This window comes from Planctopirus limnophila DSM 3776 (genome assembly GCF_000092105.1).
GTDB classification, from domain to species: domain Bacteria; phylum Planctomycetota; class Planctomycetia; order Planctomycetales; family Planctomycetaceae; genus Planctopirus; species Planctopirus limnophila.
This window is the reverse complement of sequence record NC_014148.1, coordinates 5,073,736-5,091,942: the sequence shown is the minus strand read 5'-3', so window position 1 is coordinate 5,091,942 and position 18,207 is coordinate 5,073,736. Positions and strand designations below refer to the sequence as shown.

Annotated in this window: 21 protein-coding genes and 1 tRNA gene; 5 read left to right on the top strand and 17 right to left on the bottom strand. The window is 52.7% G+C overall.

Annotated elements, in window-relative coordinates:
• Positions 1-95: 95 nt before the first annotated feature.
• A complete protein-coding gene (locus tag PLIM_RS20405) occupies positions 96-557 on the top strand; it encodes a GNAT family N-acetyltransferase (RefSeq protein WP_013112211.1) in 462 nt (153 codons plus the stop codon).
• Between the two features lie 35 nt (positions 558-592).
• Here the strand turns inward: PLIM_RS20405 and PLIM_RS20400 are convergent, their stop codons facing one another.
• The 7 genes from PLIM_RS20400 to PLIM_RS25115 form a co-directional block, all read right to left on the bottom strand.
• Positions 593-847, bottom strand: coding sequence for a helix-hairpin-helix domain-containing protein (locus tag PLIM_RS20400; protein ID WP_013112210.1), 255 nt, complete (start codon positions 845-847; stop codon positions 593-595).
• 171 nt (positions 848-1,018) lie between these two features.
• A complete protein-coding gene (locus tag PLIM_RS20395) occupies positions 1,019-1,432 on the bottom strand; it encodes an antitoxin Xre/MbcA/ParS toxin-binding domain-containing protein (protein WP_013112209.1) in 414 nt (137 codons plus the stop codon).
• 195 nt (positions 1,433-1,627) lie between these two features.
• A complete protein-coding gene (locus PLIM_RS20390) occupies positions 1,628-1,915 on the bottom strand; it encodes a DUF1330 domain-containing protein (protein ID WP_013112208.1) in 288 nt (95 codons plus the stop codon).
• A 34-nt stretch (positions 1,916-1,949) separates the two neighbouring features.
• A complete protein-coding gene (locus PLIM_RS20385) occupies positions 1,950-2,705 on the bottom strand; it encodes a glucose 1-dehydrogenase (protein ID WP_013112207.1) in 756 nt (251 codons plus the stop codon).
• A 66-nt stretch (positions 2,706-2,771) separates the two neighbouring features.
• A complete protein-coding gene (locus tag PLIM_RS20380; protein ID WP_013112206.1) occupies positions 2,772-3,653 on the bottom strand; it encodes an RNA polymerase sigma factor in 882 nt (293 codons plus the stop codon).
• Positions 3,654-4,040: 387 nt separating this feature from the next.
• Positions 4,041-4,946, bottom strand: a complete 906-nt coding sequence (locus tag PLIM_RS20370; RefSeq protein WP_013112205.1) for an STM4504/CBY_0614 family protein — start codon at positions 4,944-4,946, stop codon at positions 4,041-4,043.
• 71 nt (positions 4,947-5,017) lie between these two features.
• On the bottom strand, positions 5,018-5,488 hold the full coding sequence (locus PLIM_RS25115; protein WP_052301643.1) for a phage terminase small subunit P27 family: 471 nt from the start codon (positions 5,486-5,488) through the stop codon (positions 5,018-5,020).
• 30 nt (positions 5,489-5,518) lie between these two features.
• Here PLIM_RS25115 and PLIM_RS25110 point away from each other — a divergent pair, with 30 nt between their 5' ends.
• Together PLIM_RS25110 and PLIM_RS20355 are read left to right on the top strand one after the other, a co-directional pair.
• Positions 5,519-6,586 (top strand): hypothetical protein, encoded by a 1,068-nt coding sequence (locus tag PLIM_RS25110; protein WP_148227203.1) that lies wholly within the window; start codon positions 5,519-5,521, stop codon positions 6,584-6,586.
• A gap of 107 nt (positions 6,587-6,693) precedes the next feature.
• Positions 6,694-7,428 (top strand): hypothetical protein, encoded by a 735-nt coding sequence (locus PLIM_RS20355; protein ID WP_013112203.1) that lies wholly within the window; start codon positions 6,694-6,696, stop codon positions 7,426-7,428.
• A gap of 501 nt (positions 7,429-7,929) precedes the next feature.
• Here the strand turns inward: PLIM_RS20355 and PLIM_RS20350 are convergent.
• Positions 7,930-8,004: transfer RNA gene (locus PLIM_RS20350), tRNA-Pro, on the bottom strand.
• Between the two features lie 148 nt (positions 8,005-8,152).
• Entirely contained in the window at positions 8,153-9,913 is a 1,761-nt protein-coding gene (locus PLIM_RS20345; RefSeq protein ID WP_013112202.1) for an ArnT family glycosyltransferase, read from the bottom strand.
• A 525-nt stretch (positions 9,914-10,438) separates the two neighbouring features.
• On the opposite strand from PLIM_RS20345, the gene PLIM_RS20335 reads away from it, so the two are divergent.
• Positions 10,439-11,284, top strand: coding sequence for a PilZ domain-containing protein (locus PLIM_RS20335; RefSeq protein WP_013112201.1), 846 nt, complete (start codon positions 10,439-10,441; stop codon positions 11,282-11,284).
• Positions 11,285-11,388: 104 nt separating this feature from the next.
• Here PLIM_RS20335 and PLIM_RS20330 read toward each other — a convergent pair whose 3' ends face one another.
• The 8 genes from PLIM_RS20330 to PLIM_RS20295 form a co-directional block, all read right to left on the bottom strand.
• Positions 11,389-11,919 carry a carboxypeptidase-like regulatory domain-containing protein gene (locus tag PLIM_RS20330; RefSeq protein ID WP_013112200.1) on the bottom strand — a complete coding sequence of 177 codons (531 nt, stop codon included), beginning with the start codon at positions 11,917-11,919 and terminating at the stop codon, positions 11,389-11,391.
• Between the two features lie 436 nt (positions 11,920-12,355).
• Positions 12,356-12,856 (bottom strand): VanZ family protein, encoded by a 501-nt coding sequence (locus PLIM_RS23360; protein WP_081440324.1) that lies wholly within the window; start codon positions 12,854-12,856, stop codon positions 12,356-12,358.
• Between the two features lie 6 nt (positions 12,857-12,862).
• The gene (gene fliE, locus PLIM_RS20320) at positions 12,863-13,198 is read right to left on the bottom strand and encodes a flagellar hook-basal body complex protein FliE (protein WP_013112198.1); all 336 of its coding nucleotides are present in this window, start codon (positions 13,196-13,198) and stop codon (positions 12,863-12,865) included.
• Positions 13,199-13,339: 141 nt separating this feature from the next.
• Positions 13,340-13,753 (bottom strand): flagellar basal body rod protein FlgC, encoded by a 414-nt coding sequence (gene flgC, locus PLIM_RS20315; protein WP_013112197.1) that lies wholly within the window; start codon positions 13,751-13,753, stop codon positions 13,340-13,342.
• A gap of 6 nt (positions 13,754-13,759) precedes the next feature.
• Positions 13,760-14,236: a flagellar basal body rod protein FlgB gene (gene flgB / locus PLIM_RS20310; RefSeq protein ID WP_013112196.1), complete on the bottom strand. Its 477-nt coding sequence runs from the start codon at positions 14,234-14,236 to the stop codon at positions 13,760-13,762.
• A gap of 157 nt (positions 14,237-14,393) precedes the next feature.
• A complete protein-coding gene (locus tag PLIM_RS20305) occupies positions 14,394-15,878 on the bottom strand; it encodes a sigma-54-dependent transcriptional regulator (protein WP_013112195.1) in 1,485 nt (494 codons plus the stop codon).
• A 371-nt stretch (positions 15,879-16,249) separates the two neighbouring features.
• A complete protein-coding gene (locus tag PLIM_RS20300; protein ID WP_013112194.1) occupies positions 16,250-16,696 on the bottom strand; it encodes a hypothetical protein in 447 nt (148 codons plus the stop codon).
• Positions 16,697-16,860: 164 nt separating this feature from the next.
• Complete coding sequence (locus tag PLIM_RS20295) at positions 16,861-17,211, bottom strand: DUF3467 domain-containing protein (RefSeq protein WP_013112193.1); 351 nt, start codon at positions 17,209-17,211, stop codon at positions 16,861-16,863.
• Between the two features lie 161 nt (positions 17,212-17,372).
• On the opposite strand from PLIM_RS20295, the gene PLIM_RS23355 reads away from it, so the two are divergent.
• Entirely contained in the window at positions 17,373-18,200 is an 828-nt protein-coding gene (locus tag PLIM_RS23355; protein WP_013112192.1) for a type III pantothenate kinase, read from the top strand.
• Positions 18,201-18,207 lie beyond the last annotated feature (7 nt).

The window sequence follows — 18,207 nt, the reverse complement described above, 5'->3', positions numbered from 1 at the left end:
AAACGACCCGGTTCATGGAGAACATAGGTGAGGATGCCGATTGGAGCCTGACTAGGCGTTCAACATCCTGGCCATTAGCGAGCAAAAAGGATTGTATGACTGTCACACCCCCACCCGGCCTTGTCGTTCGGCTGATGGATGCCCGCGATCTCCAGCGCGGGTTTCTCGAAACGCTCTCGGCACTCAAGCCAACGGAACTTTCCCATGAAGCCGCCGTCTCGGTCTTTCAACGACGCCTGCGGAGCAAAGTTCACACGTATGTGGCTTTGCTCGAAAATCAGGTGATCGGGACGGCATCACTCATGATTGAGCCCAAGTTTCTGCATGGTGGCAGTGCAGTGGGGCATATTGAAGATGTGGCAGTCCGCCAGAGTGAGCAGCATCACGGCATTGGGCTGGCACTGATGAAGCACCTCTTTGAAGTCTGTCAGCAGGCGGGTTGCTACAAGGTGATTCTCGATTGTGCCCCCGATGTGGCCCCCTTTTACGAAAAGCTCGGCTTCCACCAATGGGCTCTCGGCTATCGCGTCGATCTGCAAATCCAGCCCACAGCCTGAAAAACTCGACCCCCGCAGGAACTGCCTGGCCACCATCACTTCCAGGCATGCCATTTCAACTGCTCAGGATCCCGCCCGCCATTGGCATAGTAGACGGCCATGCGAATGACGTAGAGATAGTTCTTGCTGGTTTTATGGTCAACCGCCTGATTGGCGAGTGCCAACTGATGAAAAAGCAGCTCGGGATCTTTCTGCACCAGTTGATCGATGGAATGAATCCCAATCCGCGCAAAATCCCGGACAAAAGTCTTACCAATCCCCGGAATCTGCAAAAGATCAGACGCAGCCATGCATGGGTTCCTCGGGAATATTGGTGGAGGATGACGGGGCTTTTGCTGTGGGGCGATCGGTAGGGCAAAGGGACAGAGAATGAGTTCGCAGAAGATCTGGTGGGTTGCGCAAAGCCTTAACCGCACCCTACAGGACTTGGCAACCTCGCACGTGCTTTTGAACGCTATGCCTTATGCAGGGACTCCAGACCTGAGAAAGAAGATCATCGACCAGATACGATCGCTTTCCCCGCGGTCGATGACTTCGATGGGTTTCAATCCGTCAAAAGCCCCGTTCGGGGTTTGTAACCACCAGCCGAGCGAATCCTTTTTGATGACTTCCGCAAGTGCGTTGGTTAAGCGGTGGATTTCGACAAGCTTACGGGCGACAGCTTCGGATGGAGGCGCCCCACCTTCTAATGTGGCGAGAGATCTCACTGAAACCGGAAGTAGCCGAGCAAAGTCTGCCTGCTTGAGTTGCAGTCGATGACGAAGCTCCAAAACCATACCAGCCTTGAAGGATGTGCGGTTGATCCTGGGCTTTGCCTGCCCCTTGGTCGGAACATGTTTTGGGACTGCTGATTTCTTGCGATTTATGACTGACATATCCCACCCCTGCAATTCTCTTCGCGATGGCAATAACCATCCCAACTCTATGATCTGGCATTTCCTCTCTGCGATTCAAGCAGAATGACATGCAAAATTGCATGTATTCAGTCGGGCAAGCGATCAGCATTCATAACCAGAAGTCGGCTGCCGGGAGCCTGCCCTAGGGTCTCAACACTTTCAGCCTTATCGCTCTCACAGTCCTTCGACGATTAAGCCGCGGTAGATGGCGCCGTTGTGTCGGTGCTGGGCGGCTTGCTGGTAGGCGGGGCTTTCGTACCAGTCGCTGGCTTCAGCGAATGTCGGGAACTCGGCGATGACGACCCCTTCCACAGCCGGGCCCTCCAACGTCAGATGCTTCCCATAGGCGGCCAGCACTTTCAACTGATGGCCATCCAGCGTCCCTTTTACCTTTTCCCAATAGGTTTCCAACTCGGACGGATCGAGCGTCTTTTCACGCATGAAGACAATATAGGCGGGCATGAGGTTCTCCTGCAGACGTTTGGAAAGATGAGGCCTAGCGCAATCCACCTGAGGCGAGGATGACTTCGCCCGTCAACCAACCCGAATCATCCGAGGCGAGAAACGCCACCACCTTCGCAATGTCCTGTGGTGTCCCCATGCGGCCCAGAGGAGTCATGGAGACGAGAAGTTTCTCAAAGTCACTCTCGACGCCATACAATCCGGCCGCCTTCGTCCCTTCACTCAGCGTCGCGCCGGGATTGACCGAATTAACGCGAATTTTTCGCGGGGCGAGTTCTTTGGCCAGCACACCTGTCACGGCATCCAGACCCGCTTTGCTCGCAGAATAGATGGCGAAGCCGGGTGGATGCGACTTTGAAGCACCAGAGCCGATATTGATGATACTCCCCCCTTCCGGCCCGAAGTGCAGGAGCGATTCGCGGATCACCAACAGTGGCCCGAGCAGGTTGATATTGATCTCGCGGTGGAACTCGGCCTCTGTCAGTTCTGCGACTGGCATGGTCTGATAGACGCCGGCATTGTTGACCAGAATATCGAGAGAGCCGAAGGCCGCCTGCGTGCGCTCGAACAGCGCTGCAACATCGGCGGCTTTCGCAACATCCCCCCTAAGCGCCAGGGCCTGGCCACCTGCGGCCTTGATCGCAGCCACAACAGATTCTGCACCGGCTCGGTCGCTCGCGTAGTTCACCACCACAGCCGCACCGGCTGCGGCAAGTTCCCCGGCGATTCCCGCTCCGATCCCTTTAGATGCTCCCGTAACGAGAGCCACTTTGTTTTGCAATTTCGACATGAATTGTCCTCCTTACTCCCATAGACACGAGAGGAAGGGGACTGTGACAGGCGATTCCAGAATTATTTAATTGAGATCGAGGGCAGTCCCGAAATCCCCCTTGTCGAGCAGTCGCCGGAGCCAGTCGAGCTGGTGCCTGGGTTCGAGAAAAGGATGCTCGCGGAAGATCGTCTGGTCATGTTCATCCACGGTCTGCTCGATGGTGAGTACCAGAGCTTCGGCTGCTGCCGAGATACGCCGCACGTGCCGGGGGACAAATTGCAGATGGTTGGGATCGACATGCCCCGCCTCGATGAAACCTCTGGTTTTCTTGGCACAGCGGCAGGGGTTATCGGGATTGACCAGACCACATTGGCCGTGCATGAACTGGTGAAGATCACGGCGGGCGCGTGAGAGGCACTGGCGGAAGTTGTCGGCGGAGATCTCGAGGATGTCGCTGCCGACCTTGTCGGTGACTCCGAGGATTTCGCCGAGCGTGAAGATCAGCCGCTGCTGGCGGTCGAGGCAGAGCAACATCCCCATCGTGCAGGAGATTTTCGCCTCTTCAACGAGGAGCGGCACTTCGACGGGAACCGACTTCGGGTCGGGCAGATCGAGATCCGGCGTCGCGTTGATCGCGCTGGCGTAGCTGGAGAACGTATGAACCTCCCGCTCGGCACCGCGACGTCTCATATTCAAAACATGGTTGGCTGTGATGCGGTAGAGCCATGTGCGAAACTGGCTTTCCCCCTGGAACGTGCTGAGGCGGGTGATGACCTTGATCAGCACTTCCTGGGTGACTTCCTCGGCATCCTGAGGGTGAAAGACCATGCGGATGGCGATGTTGTAGATCCACGCCTGATGCCTGAGCACCAGTTTCTCCAGCGCCTCACGACTCCCTTGCCGGGCCTCTTCGATGAGGTCGGCATCGGTCGATTCATCGGGGACTTCGGTGAAGGGATTTTGCATCGCGAAATTCCTCGCTCAGGATCTAGGAGTCAATTGAGCATGTGATCCACTCCTTGGACACACAAGGGAAAGCCCTGTGACAGTCGCTGCAAAAAAAGGCAGTTTCTTCGCGAAAACGGAATCGATGGGGATGGTTGTGTTGGCAAAAGAGGGTGGGGTTTGAGTCTACACTTCTAGCCGGAGTGACAGGACTCTATCAGGAATTTTCGAGGAAGGCATTCGGACTATGCGGACAGCTAACGATTACGCTCCTCCAAGGGAACTCGGCGGACATTGTTCGCTCGGCGAATGCGCTGATAAAGGTGGATTTTGCAATGACGCTAATGGCATGCCGTGCAGACTGGGATGGTTTCACATCCTAGTTAGTGTGGAATCAACGGCATTTTGTCAGCGTGTAGCTTCGACCATGTAAAGAATGGCAGAAGCAGTTGAATTGAGGCAGTATCGAGCCATTTCTTCGGTAACAACACGCTGGGAAGTCCCGCCTCCGTGGGCGGCACTCAATTTGTTTCGGATGCTCCCGATCAGCTTGAACGGTTCTGTCAAAAAAGAATCGAGATTCCCATTCTTGACGACAATCTCGACCAGTTTGCTGCAAGTATCCTTATTCGGGTCGAATGCCCACCCTTTCCGAGTGCAAATAACTTTGAGTGTACTCTCGAAGGCAGAGCATGATTTCACTGCACAGTCGTCATAATCACCCTTCTTGTAATCCTCGAACGCAATGACAAACTCAGAATTTGCTGTTGAGTAGAGTGGATCAGTTAACAACGACAGAGAGGGAAGAATTGACGACTGGTGGAGAAGAGTCGAGTCAATACGAATAATCTTCTTAGCGTCAATATTAAACTCATAACCGATACCATTTTCACGGAACCGATAGTTTAGGGTGGCAATTTCAGTGGACGATTTTAGTTTCAGGAACTCATATTGTCTGTCGAAGTGCAGGAAGGCAATGCATAGCCACTCCACAGCATCCAAAACAATTCCGACCTCACCTTCTCGCCAAATACAGTTTCTAAGTTGCTCAATGGGCGAATTTGCTCTACCTGAGACTGGAACGAACGAATCATCTAGGGAATTCAGCCCATGTTCCTCGCCAATGCGGGCAACAAGATGGCGGATAGTCCCCTGCACCTCACCGCCAATGTTAAGATTCTCGGCTAATCGGAAAATGGTTCTGTCAAAGAGAATGACAAGCTGATTGCGTAGCTTGTCAGGTAGTACGTCGTATTCAAAGACTTCAGGTAGCTTCACAATACGTTTTGAGAAGACATCAAATGGACGGTTCACAAATGGCCTCCTTAGTTGGTGTTGAACAAGTCAAAAGATTTATCATACGTATGAACCTCACGTCGATCCACCTACCCAGCTACTTTGAAAAACTCTCCCCATCCACTGTTGTCCTTGCCGGTCGGCGTGATCGCACAGCGAGAACGAGCCGCTGGCGTCAGCCCAAATTCAATCAGCAACCTTCGACAGGTTTCGAGGTTTTTGTTCATCACCGTGGAGTATGGAGAAATCATCGGGTACTTGTTCACGGGGCTGATGATCGCTTCCCCGAAATTCTTCACCATTTCTTCGACTTTGCGGTATCGAGAGTACGCCGCACAGTACAGTTCCAGGGCATCAGAATCCGCCGAGGAAAGCAGTCCCATTTGATCAAGAAGTGTGGTAATCTCTGTCCACTTGTCCCGTGCCACATCGTTCAAGTGTTCGGGACAAGTGGTATGATCTTTGAGAGGCACAGGCTCAGCCTGATGACGACGCCGTTTATGCGTGTCAACCTTGAGATCGTTCAGTTGTTTGGGTTTGGGGATTCTTCCACGAGCCATGCAAGTAGATATGCTTTGGTTGGATCAGAAATGACGGATCAAATATCACCTGAAACCAAGTTGTCGCAAATTATCGGCACACCTGTTGCCGTATGGGCTGTTTTTTCATTGGCCGTGCTTTCAAGCATGCTTCTTGCAAAGGAGCTTGTTGAAAATCTCCCTAGCCCAACACTTCGATGGCCTGCATATCTGGTTCTATCCGCTCTGGCATTATTCAATTATGTGAACACCAGAAACGATTTCGAATGGAAATTTGAATCATGGCGTCAAATGAGAAGCCTATGCTTAGTTTGCATCCCACTTGTAATGCTTGCGGTTGACATTGTCGTCTATCAAAATCAACCAATCATAAATATCGCTAGGATAAAATTTAACTGCCAGCCTGCACCTGTATTCGTTTCAAAGGAAGACCAAGAATTTATCAAATCGTTTGCAGATGGTTACTCGCTAAACATGGGTAAACAGCCAATTGATGGGCCAATTAGTCCGAATGTTGACGATGACAAGCCAAATTTTACTTTTCAAATCCAAAAGAGAAAAGATTTTCAAGACGTTGTGGTTTTCGATTGTGTGATCCGTGTCACAAAGTTTGAGCCACGACATATCATGGGGTATAGACCGCCTGGGGCAATGCCTCAAAGTGCTACGTTCTTCTACTTTGACCTACAGGGCAAAGAGGGCGAGTACAGGCCACATACTGTTGAATGGCCTGATTCAAATGGCCGTCGCTCTATCTCATGGGGAGAAAGGTTTGTTTCGCTTGATGATAACAAATGGAGCAAATTCATCTTTGTCGTGAATCCCCTTGCCCCAGGAATCTACGACTTATCTGCGGACATCGTCATCTCCACAGACCTGAGAAGAAATCAAACAGTTTCCCTTGGAAAGAACATCAAACTTGTTGACATAGACACCAAGCTTTCTTGGACGACGCCTACGGACGACGGCATGACTGTTGAGAGGCATGCAAACATGCCCTTGGTATTGATGAACGGAAATGTCGAAGAACGACCAATAGGAGTACACAGCTTATATCTTCCCCGCCTGCAATCCGTGAGTGACAAAGAAACATCAAGAGATGAAACCCCCAACCCCTAATTCGGCACAAAAAACCTGAACATAGGGCTGCGTATTTGCGTCTTCAAGGTCGGTGAAAAATATCCTGTCTTTCCCTTCAGTCATTAGGAAATGGTTCAGCATAGAACATGAGCCGAGCACCAGCTTCATATACAAATGGAATCAACAGGTCTTTTGTTCTGACCGAGAAGGACATTAAGGCATTTTGTGAAATCATTAAGTCATACAGCGAAGATGTTGAAGTTCTAATTGAATGTGAAGACGGTGTTGATCGTGAACCGACTGTCAAGCAATTGCTGGAATACCAGAATTCTGCATCCAAGCAGATTAACCTGCTGAGATTATCTTCCAAGGGCGATCAAGAAAAGCATGTGTCGCTGTCCTTCAGAAGAAAGACATGGATGGGATTGATGTCTCCGATAAGCATTCAGATACGTGGTAGCGATGAAGTTTTAACTCGTTATCGTGAGCGAATTGAAGAATCGCTGGATGGCCTTAGGCCGTGGTACGACCGTCTAACAAGAATTGATGCGGTTTCGATACTCTGTGCAACATTTGTTCTGTTTATATTGACATGTTTCGTTCTGGTTGCTGGGTTCATGCCAGATAGAAAACCAGTCGAATCCACGAAAATGCAGGCGTTTGCAAACTTATTGGCTATCGCCTTGATTGTGACTCCATTTCTTGCTGGCTTTCTCCTGAATCATTTGCGTGATTTATGGTTTCCGCCGGGAGTTTTCGCAATCAATGATGGACTCAAACGACATCAAACAGCAGACAATTGGCGATGGATTTTGATTTCGAGTGTGGTGATCCCAATTGTGTTCGGGATCGTTTCGCTTATTTGGTCTGTTTTTCTTTGAGTGGCGTCAATTCTGGTGCAGGAAAACCCCACGACCAGCACCAAGCCAGTCGTGGGGTTTCCAAATTTTGCAACCTTATACGGCCTTCGTTCCTGCTCCCGCATCCAGTCGTGCTGACAGTTTGTCGAGGAGTCCCTTCAACCCAACAACGAAACAACTCCTTATCCGTCTCGGCCATCACCCTTGGAAGTTCTTCCACTACCTAACTTTCGTTTGGTAGTGTCGAGCGTGTCGATGATCATCGAGGGGACGACGCAGAATATAGACCAGCAACGGGAACTCGGCTCGATCCTGGGCATCAGCTTTCGACTTCTTGGAAAGCTCTCAGTCTGCTGGCAGATTGCGTCGGCCTTCTGATAAACGAGCAGTTTTTCAAAGGCAAATGTCATGCACGCAATCCAAGAAGGAGAGTAGAAAGTAGTGAGTAGACCGAGTCGAGTGCGACCCTTCTCATTCTACTCTCCACTTTCTACCCTCGACTCTCTATTCGCCGCAGGCGAATCGGGCTGGCGGGATTTGAACCCACGACCTCTTGCACCCCAAGCAAGCGCGCTAGCCAGGCTGCGCTACAGCCCGATGTCTTTGGCAAAGCCTGCCAGGCCATCACTTTCATGATGTCTGCGGGCTTTGGAGACTCATGGGTTATCGCAGCCGGGGGGGAATTTTGCAAGTCCGGCGGAGGATTGCCAGCCTGCCGGACTGGGCCTCCGTGCGTCTGAACCTTTTACCGGGTGCCAAATTCTGATGGGCGTGAGGTTTGCGGCATAACTGCACCTGGTTCTGCCAGAAAACTGGCAGGGGTGACGAAATCGGCCCGGCGGCCTAACACCAGCCATTGTTTCTGCGGAAATTCGGGAGTCGGAGCGACCGGCTGGCGTGAGATGAGCTTCCATGAAAAGGGGAGTCGCCGGCTTTGGTGTTCGCTTTCCATGAAGCAGAAGACGTGATGCCGGAGATCGAGTGTCTCGTGGTCTTCGGGCCAGGGCTGCCGGGGCAGAAGCTGGTTGAACTTGAGCAGGACGTCAGCTCGGATGGAACCCAGGCTGATCTCCGGCATCTGGCCCGCGAGTGGCCTGGGAATGACAAGTGGTGGGGCGGTGGCTAAGGGTGCCGGCACCAGACTGGCGCGGATGGGTGGTGCAATCGAGAGAGTCATCAGGAGTGCGGTGGCTCCCATGGCCCATAATCCCTGATGAGGATGCCGACCGAGTGACCGCATGATGACGATCGAGAGACATACCATGGCGATGGTTGACCAGACGAGTGTTTCCCACGGGATATGGGCCGTTTTTTCGGGGAGGACTCCTCGAAGTGCCATGGCGAGTCCCATGCCGACGAAGCTGACGATGACTGTTCCCTGCAGGAATGTGGGCCAGATGAACTGCCAGTCACTCGTGGGAAAACATTCGACCGATCGCTGCACAACGATGGCGGTCAATACTGTGATTCCAGGGAGAAGGAGGAGTGCTGCGGAGGGTGTGCAGCGGGGATCAACCCACATGAGTGCCCCGGGGATCAGCAGGCAGACACTGATGAACTGGACGGCGGGGCGGGCGTCGCCCAGATGGCGGCGGAAGTCGGCAAAGAGATAGACCACGAGTAACAGACCCCATGGCAACAAGATGGTGCAGGCCACCAGGAGCGGGAATGTCACGAGGTGCTCGACCAGCGACCATAACGGGTTGGCAGTTCCCAAGGGAGAAGCCCCCGCCCACCAGGGATTAATGCCTGTGATTGAAAGGTAGGTCAGCACCCAGGAAGCTGTCAGCCCGATGCAGCCCAGGAGACCAGCCAGATGCCCGAATGTGAGGGCGTACTCTTCTTTGCGGCGGAGAATCAGGTAGCAGGTCAGGCTGCTGGCAAAGACGAGAGCGGGGAACAATCCACTGGATAGAATTGCCAGTGTGAGAGCGAAGTAGGGAACGACCCATTGAATCAGATCGGGCCAGTCGTGCAGCCAGCCAATGTGCCAGCTGAAGAGTGCCAGCGCCAGGAAAAACGCAGCGATGGGCAATGCGGTGCCACTGCCGAGTTGCATTTGAACGCCGACGGTGGTGAGGAACATCAGGCCGGCACCCAGACTGCCGACTGTTCCCATGAACTGGCGGCAATAGGCGTAAAGTAACTGGCCAGTCAGCCAGAAGGCGATCAGTGAAGGAAGTCTGATCGACCAGGCATCGACATGGCCCTGAACGGTGGAAATCAGGGCGACCAGCCAGACTTGAAGTGGCGCCAGTTGGGGAACGGGAACATCCTGACAACGAGGAACGACCCATTCCTGGGAGAGCAGCATTTCGAGGGCAGCTCGGCCTACGGTCGCTTCGGCCATTGATAACGGTGTGACCAGGGGAGCGAGACACAACATCGCCAGTGAAAGAATCCCTAAAGACCAGCATTCCACTTCGAGCCACCAGGGAGTCTTCCGGGCCGAGAGAAATGCCCACGGAGGAACTTCAAGTTCGAGGGGAAGTTGACCTATGGCCATGGTACGCATCCTTGCGAATCAAATCTTTTTCGAGGAGACCACAGGGGTGGCCTGTGAGTGTTTTTCGTTTGGGGGCTGGCCCTTCACGATGGAGCTTGTACGTTTCCCTGGAAATAGCAGCGATGTGCTGGCTGAGAAGACATGCTTGCCCAGAGCTGCAAGCATGGCACGTTACACAATAAACAGAGCGCGACTAGGCCCCAAGAGACGTACTGTAGCGAATTTACCGAATTTGAGGCAAAAGTTTCTCTCGTGAACCGGTGGCCAGGTCGGTCAATTGCCACAAATCGAGAGAGATCGATAAGAGTCGTTTGCTGGTTGTCGATCTCGACGTAGTCTTTGAGCAACAGCGAGCACATCCAGAATTCGGGCAGAGTTCTCTGCCTCATGACTCGGCTTCATCACGTAGCAACAGTGACACGGAGATCGTGTTCACTGGAGGATTAATCAAGTGCTCGAGGTGTCAGTTATTTCCCCAAATGCTGGTAGAAGCCCACCGGCTACAAAGTTTTAGCGGTACTCACCATGACGAAGAATCTCCGTGGGAATCTGGAAGTCTCCCGAGTGACCAAATCACTCTTCAGGCTGAAATCACTAACAGAAAGGCTGCCTGCTGTTGACCAGTTGAACAAGGGGATTGAATCGCGATTGCAGGCGGCCAGTTCTCATTCTGTTGCGCTTCAAAAGGGCCGGGAAGAAGGTGTTCCAGAGATGACAGGGGCACCTGAGAATATGCCTCCGGCTGATGCCCGGAGACTCGAACAGTTGCAGGGGATTGGATCGATTTCTGCTGCTTCGCCCGTGGAATTCAACCCATTTCCGTCTCAGAGCGATCCTTTTGCGGCCTCTCATTTTGCTCCACCACAGGATGATGAGAGCGAAAGACGACAGGATTGGCGGATTAACCTTTCGATCAAGGTTTCGGTGCTTCGAGTGAGTAAAGAGAGGCTGCCTTTACCACAGATTCTGGATGATATGCTGACGCATCATGGTTCGCCAGGTGAGGCACTCGATGTGAGTTTTAGTGGCTGCGCGGTCGCTGTTCCGATCCGCTGGCTCCCTGGAGAACGACTCGTCATTCGGTTAATGGCTGCACAAACAGCCATGGGAGCGATTGATGCTGTCGCGATTGTGGTGAGAGCCACCGATCTGGGGCGCGGAAGGTTCAAGCTGGTCTGCCGGTTTCAGGCACCGATGACGGCCTCTCAGCTCGAGCGACTCTCGTGGTCGGCACAAGATCCGTGGTCGCTACCTACTGCCGAAGAATCGGCCTGGCAGACCTGCGATGCTCATGAAATCCAGAATGTCTGGGCCTCGACCTTTGATGAGCTGATGCGGCACGACCAAATGCCGGTCTCATGCGAAGTTTAGCCCTGAAGGTGAATGCGAGAGAATTCTTAAATGACAAAAGCCATTCCCAAGGTCGGTGACCAGTGGGAATGGCTTTGCTATTTCAAACAGTCATTACCAGGACGTTATGGTGTCTTGGGAGCGTCGTTGTTGTTGGCTTCGTTCAAAGCCACGGCACCCAGAGTTGTACCAGTCGCACCAAGAATGATGGCGGTGGTGTTGACGGGGTTAAACAGGGAACCTCCTTGAGCACGGACAGTGCTGGGGGAAGAGACCATGACAATGCCGTTCTTGGATGAAGGAGGAGCTGTCCGCTCTGTCCAGACGCGGTAGGTGCCTTCGCTGTTGCCAGCAGAGACCTGATAGACGCCACCCTTGAGGCCATTAACGCTGAACTGACCGTTCTTGTCGCTGTTTGTGCGAGCGACTTCCTGGCCGTTCTGCTTAATCACGACCTGAGCGCCGTTCAGGGAAACACCCTGGGCATCGACCACGCGACCGTTGAGCTGACCACTCACCAGAGTGATGTCGCTGACTGGAGCCACTGGCTTGACAGCTGGAGCAACTTCACCGGCTGAAACGATTCCGGCAGGCGACAACACGCCGGCACAGACAGCGGCCACAGCCAGGCTCTTTACCAATCCGAAACTCTTCATTTTGACAAGTCCCTTTGCTAGGAGTTTCCAACGCGGGCGAAACTCCTGCCCCAAAGAGTGGACAGTCATTCCCCACGATCACCAAGAACGAATCGAAACCAGTCGTATGGTTTCGTCTGAGCTGATTCCGCGAATCGTGGCTCAGTCCATGCGCCCGCAATGGAATTGGTGTATTCGTTCATCATTTGGCATCGGACGATTTGTGCCGGTGCATCATACGAAAATGGCTTGTTTTTATTTTTTTCCGATATTCCACTAAAAACTTGAGCGTAAATTCACGACATGTCATTTTTCTGTGTGAAACAACGCGTTCTATAGTGTTTGAATCGTGAAAAGATCGGCAGAAATTGCCATCTGCAGGTTTTGGCAGTTATCTCGCTGATAGGGGAAACGAATCGCCGTGAAGATCTACGGTAGTATCGTTTGAGATCACAATTTATTGATCGCTATGTCGTGGATGTTTGCGCAGATATCCTCGAATGCGGCGTAAGCATGATAGAAGTAGAACACCTATCAACCACCCCACAACAGCGCCAGAAAGATCGGCAACCCAATCCCAGAAATCTGCCTGACGGCGGAAGTAGGGTTGTGTCAGTTCATCAAGGGCGGCGTAGGACGCGATGATGAGCATGGCGATGGCAAAACGCTGCCAGGTCACGCGTCTGAGAACCTGATGTCTGACACCAAAGAGAAATCCCAGACAGGCGTAACCCGTAAAGTGCAGTACATAATCGGGGAGTCGCGGTACAATTTTCGGTACGACGGGCCGGTGTGTGAGGAAGAACATCAGCGGCCAATAGAGAAGCAGCAGAATCAGAGTAATTGTCGAAATTGTCGTGACCAACCGCTTCACAAGGCGATGCTCCTGATGCGAGATTTCGGAAACTCTCTGGAATCCGGTAGCTATTGAGAAAACTGTAAACCACTCATTATGAATGCAGTACTAAAGCTGCATGTTTTGAATTTCGCGATAGGCCTCAATCAGTTTATTGCGAATTTGCAAAGTCAGTTTCAATGCCAGATCGGCTTCCCGAGCTGCTGAAAAGGTTTCCACCATCGACAAGTCAGAGCCTGTCAAACTTCCGGCAATCTGGGAATGCATCTGTTGTTGCTGGCCGTTGGTGGCATCCAACGACTGGCTCAATAAATCCGCGAAAGAGACCGTGGGTTGAGTGTTTGGAACCGATTCTGGAAGTGCCAGTGGCTGCGACCAGGCCGTAAATGGGACGGCCTGCCCGGGAGCAGGAAAAAACGCCGGCTGTGAGATCATGTTTGACATAGACGTTTACCTACAATTCATTTCACCAATATCCAAAACGGCCTGTTGGGTGCATGGAGTTCTTACGGAATGCACCAGTTTAAATTCATGCAAATTGGTGCATTAGCATGCACCCTACAAAATGCAATGCAGGTCTATCTATTAACCTAATAATCGAAAGGTGTTCTGGATCATATCTTTGGTGACTTCCATCGTCGTGACGTTGGCTTCATAAGCGCGGCTGGCTTCCATGGCGTTTACGAATTCTGTCACGACGTTGATGTTCGGATAAAGGACTTTTCCCTCCGCATTGGCATGGGGATGACCTGGTTCATAGGCCATCCGCGGCGGCGAGACGGTATCAATCTCGACCGTTGATGCCACTCCCTGGCTGCCAGTGGGGCTGGTCGCTCCAACGGAGGCTGGTTGCATCATAACGAGCCGTCTTTGAAAAGGAGCAATTTTCCCCTCTTCATTCTGTGTCGTATTCACGTTAGCGATATTGCCAGCAATCGTATCCATCCGAGTTCGCTGGGCAATTAAACCACTGGTACTGATATCAAGAGTATGGAACATGATATATTAGACCTGTTCGCTGATGACTGATTGAAGCTGGTTATACTGCAGATTCAATAATTCAGTCGCAAAACTTTGCAACATCGAGTTCTTGGAGATCTGTGTCATCTGCTGTTCGATGCTGCGATTGTTCGCATCCTGAAAGGTAATACCCGGCTGGGTTTTCTTTTCGCTGGCCTGGAAGAGAGACTCAGGAAAGAAGTTTGTCGTGTGAACTGATGTGGCTGAAGGTGAGATGAGATCGGTTAAAGGATTTTCAGGATTTGCTAAAGGCGGATGCAGACTGGCTGGCTGTGCTGTCTGTGATTCATAAGCTTTTTTGAGTGCATTCTGAAAGTCGGCTACAGGCAGGTCGCGCATGCGATAGCCGGGAGTATCGATATTGGCCACGTTTCCTGCGAGGACATCCTGCCTGAGTTCTGCAAACTTGGCTGTTTGTTTGAGCAGGTTTGACGTTTGTGATGTGAGCAGGTGATTGAACATGGAACTTGCCTCAGTATGAAGCTGAGAAGGGAGAGTTCAAAAAGGGGGGAAGGGAAAAAGGGGGAGAAGGGTAGAAGCCGGAGAGGAAATTCAACCACCATCAAAACACCAATACGCCATACCCGGCGAACGGGTATGGCGTATGGTGAAGTCTGTATCAGGCAGCACGGGTTTCGAACGTGCTGATCATCGGCTCGACAGTTTCGACTGTCTCTGCCGGTGCTGCAATGCGGTTTGAGCCGGGCCCTCCTCGTGGTGGGTAGCCATACTCGCGGAGCTTGCCTGAGAGTGTGCGAATGCCGATCTGGAGAGCACGAGCTGTCTTTTCGCGATTTCCTTCAAAGCGGGTGAAGGTCGATTCGATGAGCTTGCGTTCCATTTCGGCCAGAGTCAGGCCGGGCACGATATCTTCTTCTTCCTGGGCCAGTGGTTTTTGAATCCAGGGCTCGATCATTTCAGCAGTGAGCTTGTGGCTGCAGTCGATTGAACAGGCTCGGTCAATCACGTTTTCGAGTTCACGGATGTTGCCGGGCCACTTCCACTGACGCAATCGATCGAGAGCTTCGACAGTCAGCATGCGTGGGGGACGGCCTTCGCGAACCGAAACACGATGCAGGAAGTGTTCAGCGAGTGTGGCAATATCTTCGGGTCGTTCACGCAGAGCGGGAACTTCGACAACATAATCCTGCAGAGCTTCCGCCAGATCAGCCCGGAAGAGATTGCGGCTGACGAGTTGTGTCAACCGGATGGAAGTCGAGGCCATGATCCGCACATCGGCCCGAATGGGTTCGCCAGTGATCGGGTGCTCGCGTCTTTGCTGGCGTACGAGGTTCAGCAATCGTCGCTGAGCAGGTATGGCAAGGTTATCAATCCCGTCGAGGTAAATTGTCCCGCCTTCGGCCTGATGAATGCGGCCCGGCAGGTGCTGGCGACCATCTTCTTGTGGTGGGCAGGGTGCACCGAAGAGTTCCACTTCGAGAGCTTCGACGGAAAGGACATGGCAATCGACACGAATGAAGGGGCGGGAACCACGACGGCTGGCTTCATGAATCGATTGAGCAGCAATCGTTGCACCGGCACCAGGTTCAGCCACAATCAGTACTGAACCCGCCTGCTCGGCGGCATGCTGAATCTGCTGGCGGAAGGTCTGCATGGCAGGGCTGTGGCCCACCATATCCCGCAGATTTCGATTGGAGATCTGACGCTTCAACCGGCGGTTTTCTGAACTGAGGCGGCCACGCTGGGCAGCACCCGAAACAAGCTGATAGAAGACTGTCGAGTTGACAGGCCAGGTCAGGTGTTCAACACCAGCGACTGTGGAGTGCTGTGCAAACTCGCCGGGGTGAGAAGCCACCTGGAGCAACTGAGTTGCCCAGCCTCGCTGAGAGATCTGGCCAGCCAGTTGGGCAACAGAATCCTGAAGGCCAAGTGGTCCGACGATACAGATGTCCGAAGGGACAGTCGACAGAATCTGCACGGCTGCATCGACGGTCGCACAGCGCTTCAGGTGGAAGCCTGCTGTTTGAACGTCGGCCGCGAGACGGTCGCCGATCGAAGGATCATTCGTTACGACCAGCACGCTGATCGAGCTGTCGACAGGAGCAGCCACACGTCGTGGGAATGGAATGATGTCGGGATTCATACAGTGATCTTCGACAGGAGGGAGGGGGGGCGGGAATTAAACGGCAGGAGGGGAAAGGCAGGCTCGGGAAGAGCCTTTATCGATCAACAGTGAGGACTGAGAGATCTCAGACTGACTGTCTAGCGAGGCGAATTCAAAGACGGGGAAAGCAAAAAATCGTGGGAGATTCAGCGAAAGGAAGCAGGGGCAGATTCACAAGGCGAGAAGATTTTTGAGCGATTCATCCATTGATCGGAGCTCGATTGAGCAACATGGCCAGTGGCTGAATTTCTAAGAGATGCGAAAGGAATACCGAAAACTTGGAGAGGGGAGTAAGGCAGGTTTTTTGTGAGGCGAAACTGACATGAACGTCAGCGGTGCGTGGTATGTAACTAACTTTCCCAAACGACGCGAGCCCTATTTTCCGCAAAATTTGCAGAATCGTAGGCGGAGGCCGCTGCCTGAGCGGAAGAAGCGGCAGAAAGTGCTGCTTGCACCTCATTTTTGCGGGCAGAAAGTGCTGTGGAAGCCCTGGATTCGACGGCCAGCAACTCTTCGGTGAGTGATGTGATCTCGCGAATACGGGCTGAAAAGAGTTCTTGAGCTGTGGCTGGGAGTGATTGGCCCTGGGTGCGAATCAATTCCCAGACATCGCGATAAGCCTTGCGGTGTTCGGCCATGGAATCGAGCAGTTGCTGTTTGTGAGTCAATAAAGCGATGAGATCGGCGTAGTTTTCCTGCTCGATGAGCTGGGCCTGATCAGCAGAGAGCGTTTTCAAAGCCTGCATGTAGCTTTTCCACAGTTCCAGAGCCTGCAGGGGTGATAATTGGGAAGTCATCAGAACGTACTCGATCAGGGACGCTGGCTGAAATTTCGCACAAATCGATCATTGAAAAACAAACCTCTCCTGTCGAGTTCAGAAATTGAACCCGTGCAGGAGAGGAACTGTATCCATCGATCTGGTGGCTATGCTGAGGGAATTTTGTCATTTCCCGCAGTTGATCAGCTATTTCGATTCGCTTCGGGAAGCTGTTTGGCACGTTTGGAAACATCAATTTCCAGTGGGCCAAAAGCCTGCTCGAATCGCTGCAAAGAGGCACCCAAAGCCGCCCACAGCCGCTTGGCGGTGTAATAGTTCATGACGACTCGCTCGGAGATTTTGATCTGACGAGCCGAATTTGAAAACGGCATGGGATCCAGCCCGAAATCGACGACAACTTCTTCGGGTGTCCCTGCGACACGTGCGAAATTTGAGTAGAGCGGTTTGAGATCGGCAGGTTCCTGAATTTGCGGCTGTGCCACGTTCAGAGTGCTGTTTCCATTCGAACCAGTCGCAGATTGTCCATCGGCCATGAGGCATCCTTCCTTGCAGGCAAGCAAACAACTATCCTTAATTCACACGTCTGTTTCACTAGACAAGCTCAAGTGTGAATTATTTGAGTCTGCCCAGATCATCCGACGATTCCCGATGTGGGTCAATTCTGTTTCTACGAAAGATCGTTCGAGAATTTGTTATGACGCAGACCTGGTCTCTGGCGATTGACTCGGGAAACAGCCGGGTTAAATTTGGGCTCTTTCGCGATCAAAGCCATGCTCAATTCGAAGAACCGATCGAATTTCTGGCGCTCGATCTGCAATCTCCCCTGCCGGTCGAGATCCTGAAACAATGGTGCCGGAGGGCTTTGGCCTCGGGTGCCAATAAGCTGCAATCGATTGCTGGTGGATCCAATCCAAGAGCACTCGATTGTTTGCTGGCTGCCTGGCCAGAAGTTGCCATGAGTTCTGATGATGCAGCGGAACAGAGCTTCTGGCCACGCCCCCACGTGCTGAGGAGTGGCCTGGATTTGCCGATCGTGATTGATGTGGATGCCCCCGAACGTGTGGGTCTGGATCGACTTTTTAACGCAGTGGCGGGGAATACGATTCGCTTACCCGATCAACCGGCCATTCTGGTCGATGCAGGGACAGCGACCACGATTGACTGGGTCGATGCGACGGGCCGGTTCTGTGGAGGTGCGATACTTCCCGGGATTGAGCTGGGGGCCCGCGCTCTGCATCAATACACGGCGTTACTGCCACTGATCAGCCGGCAGGAACTGAGTGCTCCTCATCCTCATGTGATTGGCCGGAATACCCGTGCCGCCATGTCAAGCGGACTCTTCTGGGGGCATGTGGGAGCGATCCGCGAGATTTCGACCCGACTATCGGCCCACACTCAGCCCCCCGTCCTGCTGTTGACCGGTGGAAGTGCAGGAATTCTGGCGGGTGAATTCCCACAAGCGCGCCTGGTTCCTGCCTTAGGACTCTGGGGCATGATCCTTTCGATGCCCGTAGAGTCGTGAGCTTTTC

Coding starts and splice junctions, on each gene's coding strand:
- PLIM_RS20305 (WP_013112195.1), bottom strand. CDS start 15,878: ATGAATCCCGACATCATTCCATTCCCACGACGTGTGGCTGCTCCTGTC.
- PLIM_RS20405 (WP_013112211.1), top strand. CDS start 96: ATGACTGTCACACCCCCACCCGGCCTTGTCGTTCGGCTGATGGATGCC.
- PLIM_RS20380 (WP_013112206.1), bottom strand. CDS start 3,653: ATGCAAAATCCCTTCACCGAAGTCCCCGATGAATCGACCGATGCCGAC.
- PLIM_RS20385 (WP_013112207.1), bottom strand. CDS start 2,705: ATGTCGAAATTGCAAAACAAAGTGGCTCTCGTTACGGGAGCATCTAAA.
- PLIM_RS20390 (WP_013112208.1), bottom strand. CDS start 1,915: ATGCCCGCCTATATTGTCTTCATGCGTGAAAAGACGCTCGATCCGTCC.
- PLIM_RS20355 (WP_013112203.1), top strand. CDS start 6,694: ATGAGCCGAGCACCAGCTTCATATACAAATGGAATCAACAGGTCTTTT.
- PLIM_RS20400 (WP_013112210.1), bottom strand. CDS start 847: ATGGCTGCGTCTGATCTTTTGCAGATTCCGGGGATTGGTAAGACTTTT.
- flgC (WP_013112197.1), bottom strand. CDS start 13,753: ATGTTCCATACTCTTGATATCAGTACCAGTGGTTTAATTGCCCAGCGA.
- PLIM_RS20335 (WP_013112201.1), top strand. CDS start 10,439: ATGACGAAGAATCTCCGTGGGAATCTGGAAGTCTCCCGAGTGACCAAA.
- PLIM_RS20345 (WP_013112202.1), bottom strand. CDS start 9,913: ATGGCCATAGGTCAACTTCCCCTCGAACTTGAAGTTCCTCCGTGGGCA.
- flgB (WP_013112196.1), bottom strand. CDS start 14,236: ATGTTCAATCACCTGCTCACATCACAAACGTCAAACCTGCTCAAACAA.
- PLIM_RS20295 (WP_013112193.1), bottom strand. CDS start 17,211: ATGGCCGATGGACAATCTGCGACTGGTTCGAATGGAAACAGCACTCTG.
- PLIM_RS20395 (WP_013112209.1), bottom strand. CDS start 1,432: ATGTCAGTCATAAATCGCAAGAAATCAGCAGTCCCAAAACATGTTCCG.
- fliE (WP_013112198.1), bottom strand. CDS start 13,198: ATGTCAAACATGATCTCACAGCCGGCGTTTTTTCCTGCTCCCGGGCAG.
- PLIM_RS23355 (WP_013112192.1), top strand. CDS start 17,373: ATGACGCAGACCTGGTCTCTGGCGATTGACTCGGGAAACAGCCGGGTT.
- PLIM_RS25115 (WP_052301643.1), bottom strand. CDS start 5,488: ATGGCTCGTGGAAGAATCCCCAAACCCAAACAACTGAACGATCTCAAG.
- PLIM_RS20300 (WP_013112194.1), bottom strand. CDS start 16,696: ATGACTTCCCAATTATCACCCCTGCAGGCTCTGGAACTGTGGAAAAGC.
- PLIM_RS20330 (WP_013112200.1), bottom strand. CDS start 11,919: ATGAAGAGTTTCGGATTGGTAAAGAGCCTGGCTGTGGCCGCTGTCTGT.
- PLIM_RS25110 (WP_148227203.1), top strand. CDS start 5,519: ATGACGGATCAAATATCACCTGAAACCAAGTTGTCGCAAATTATCGGC.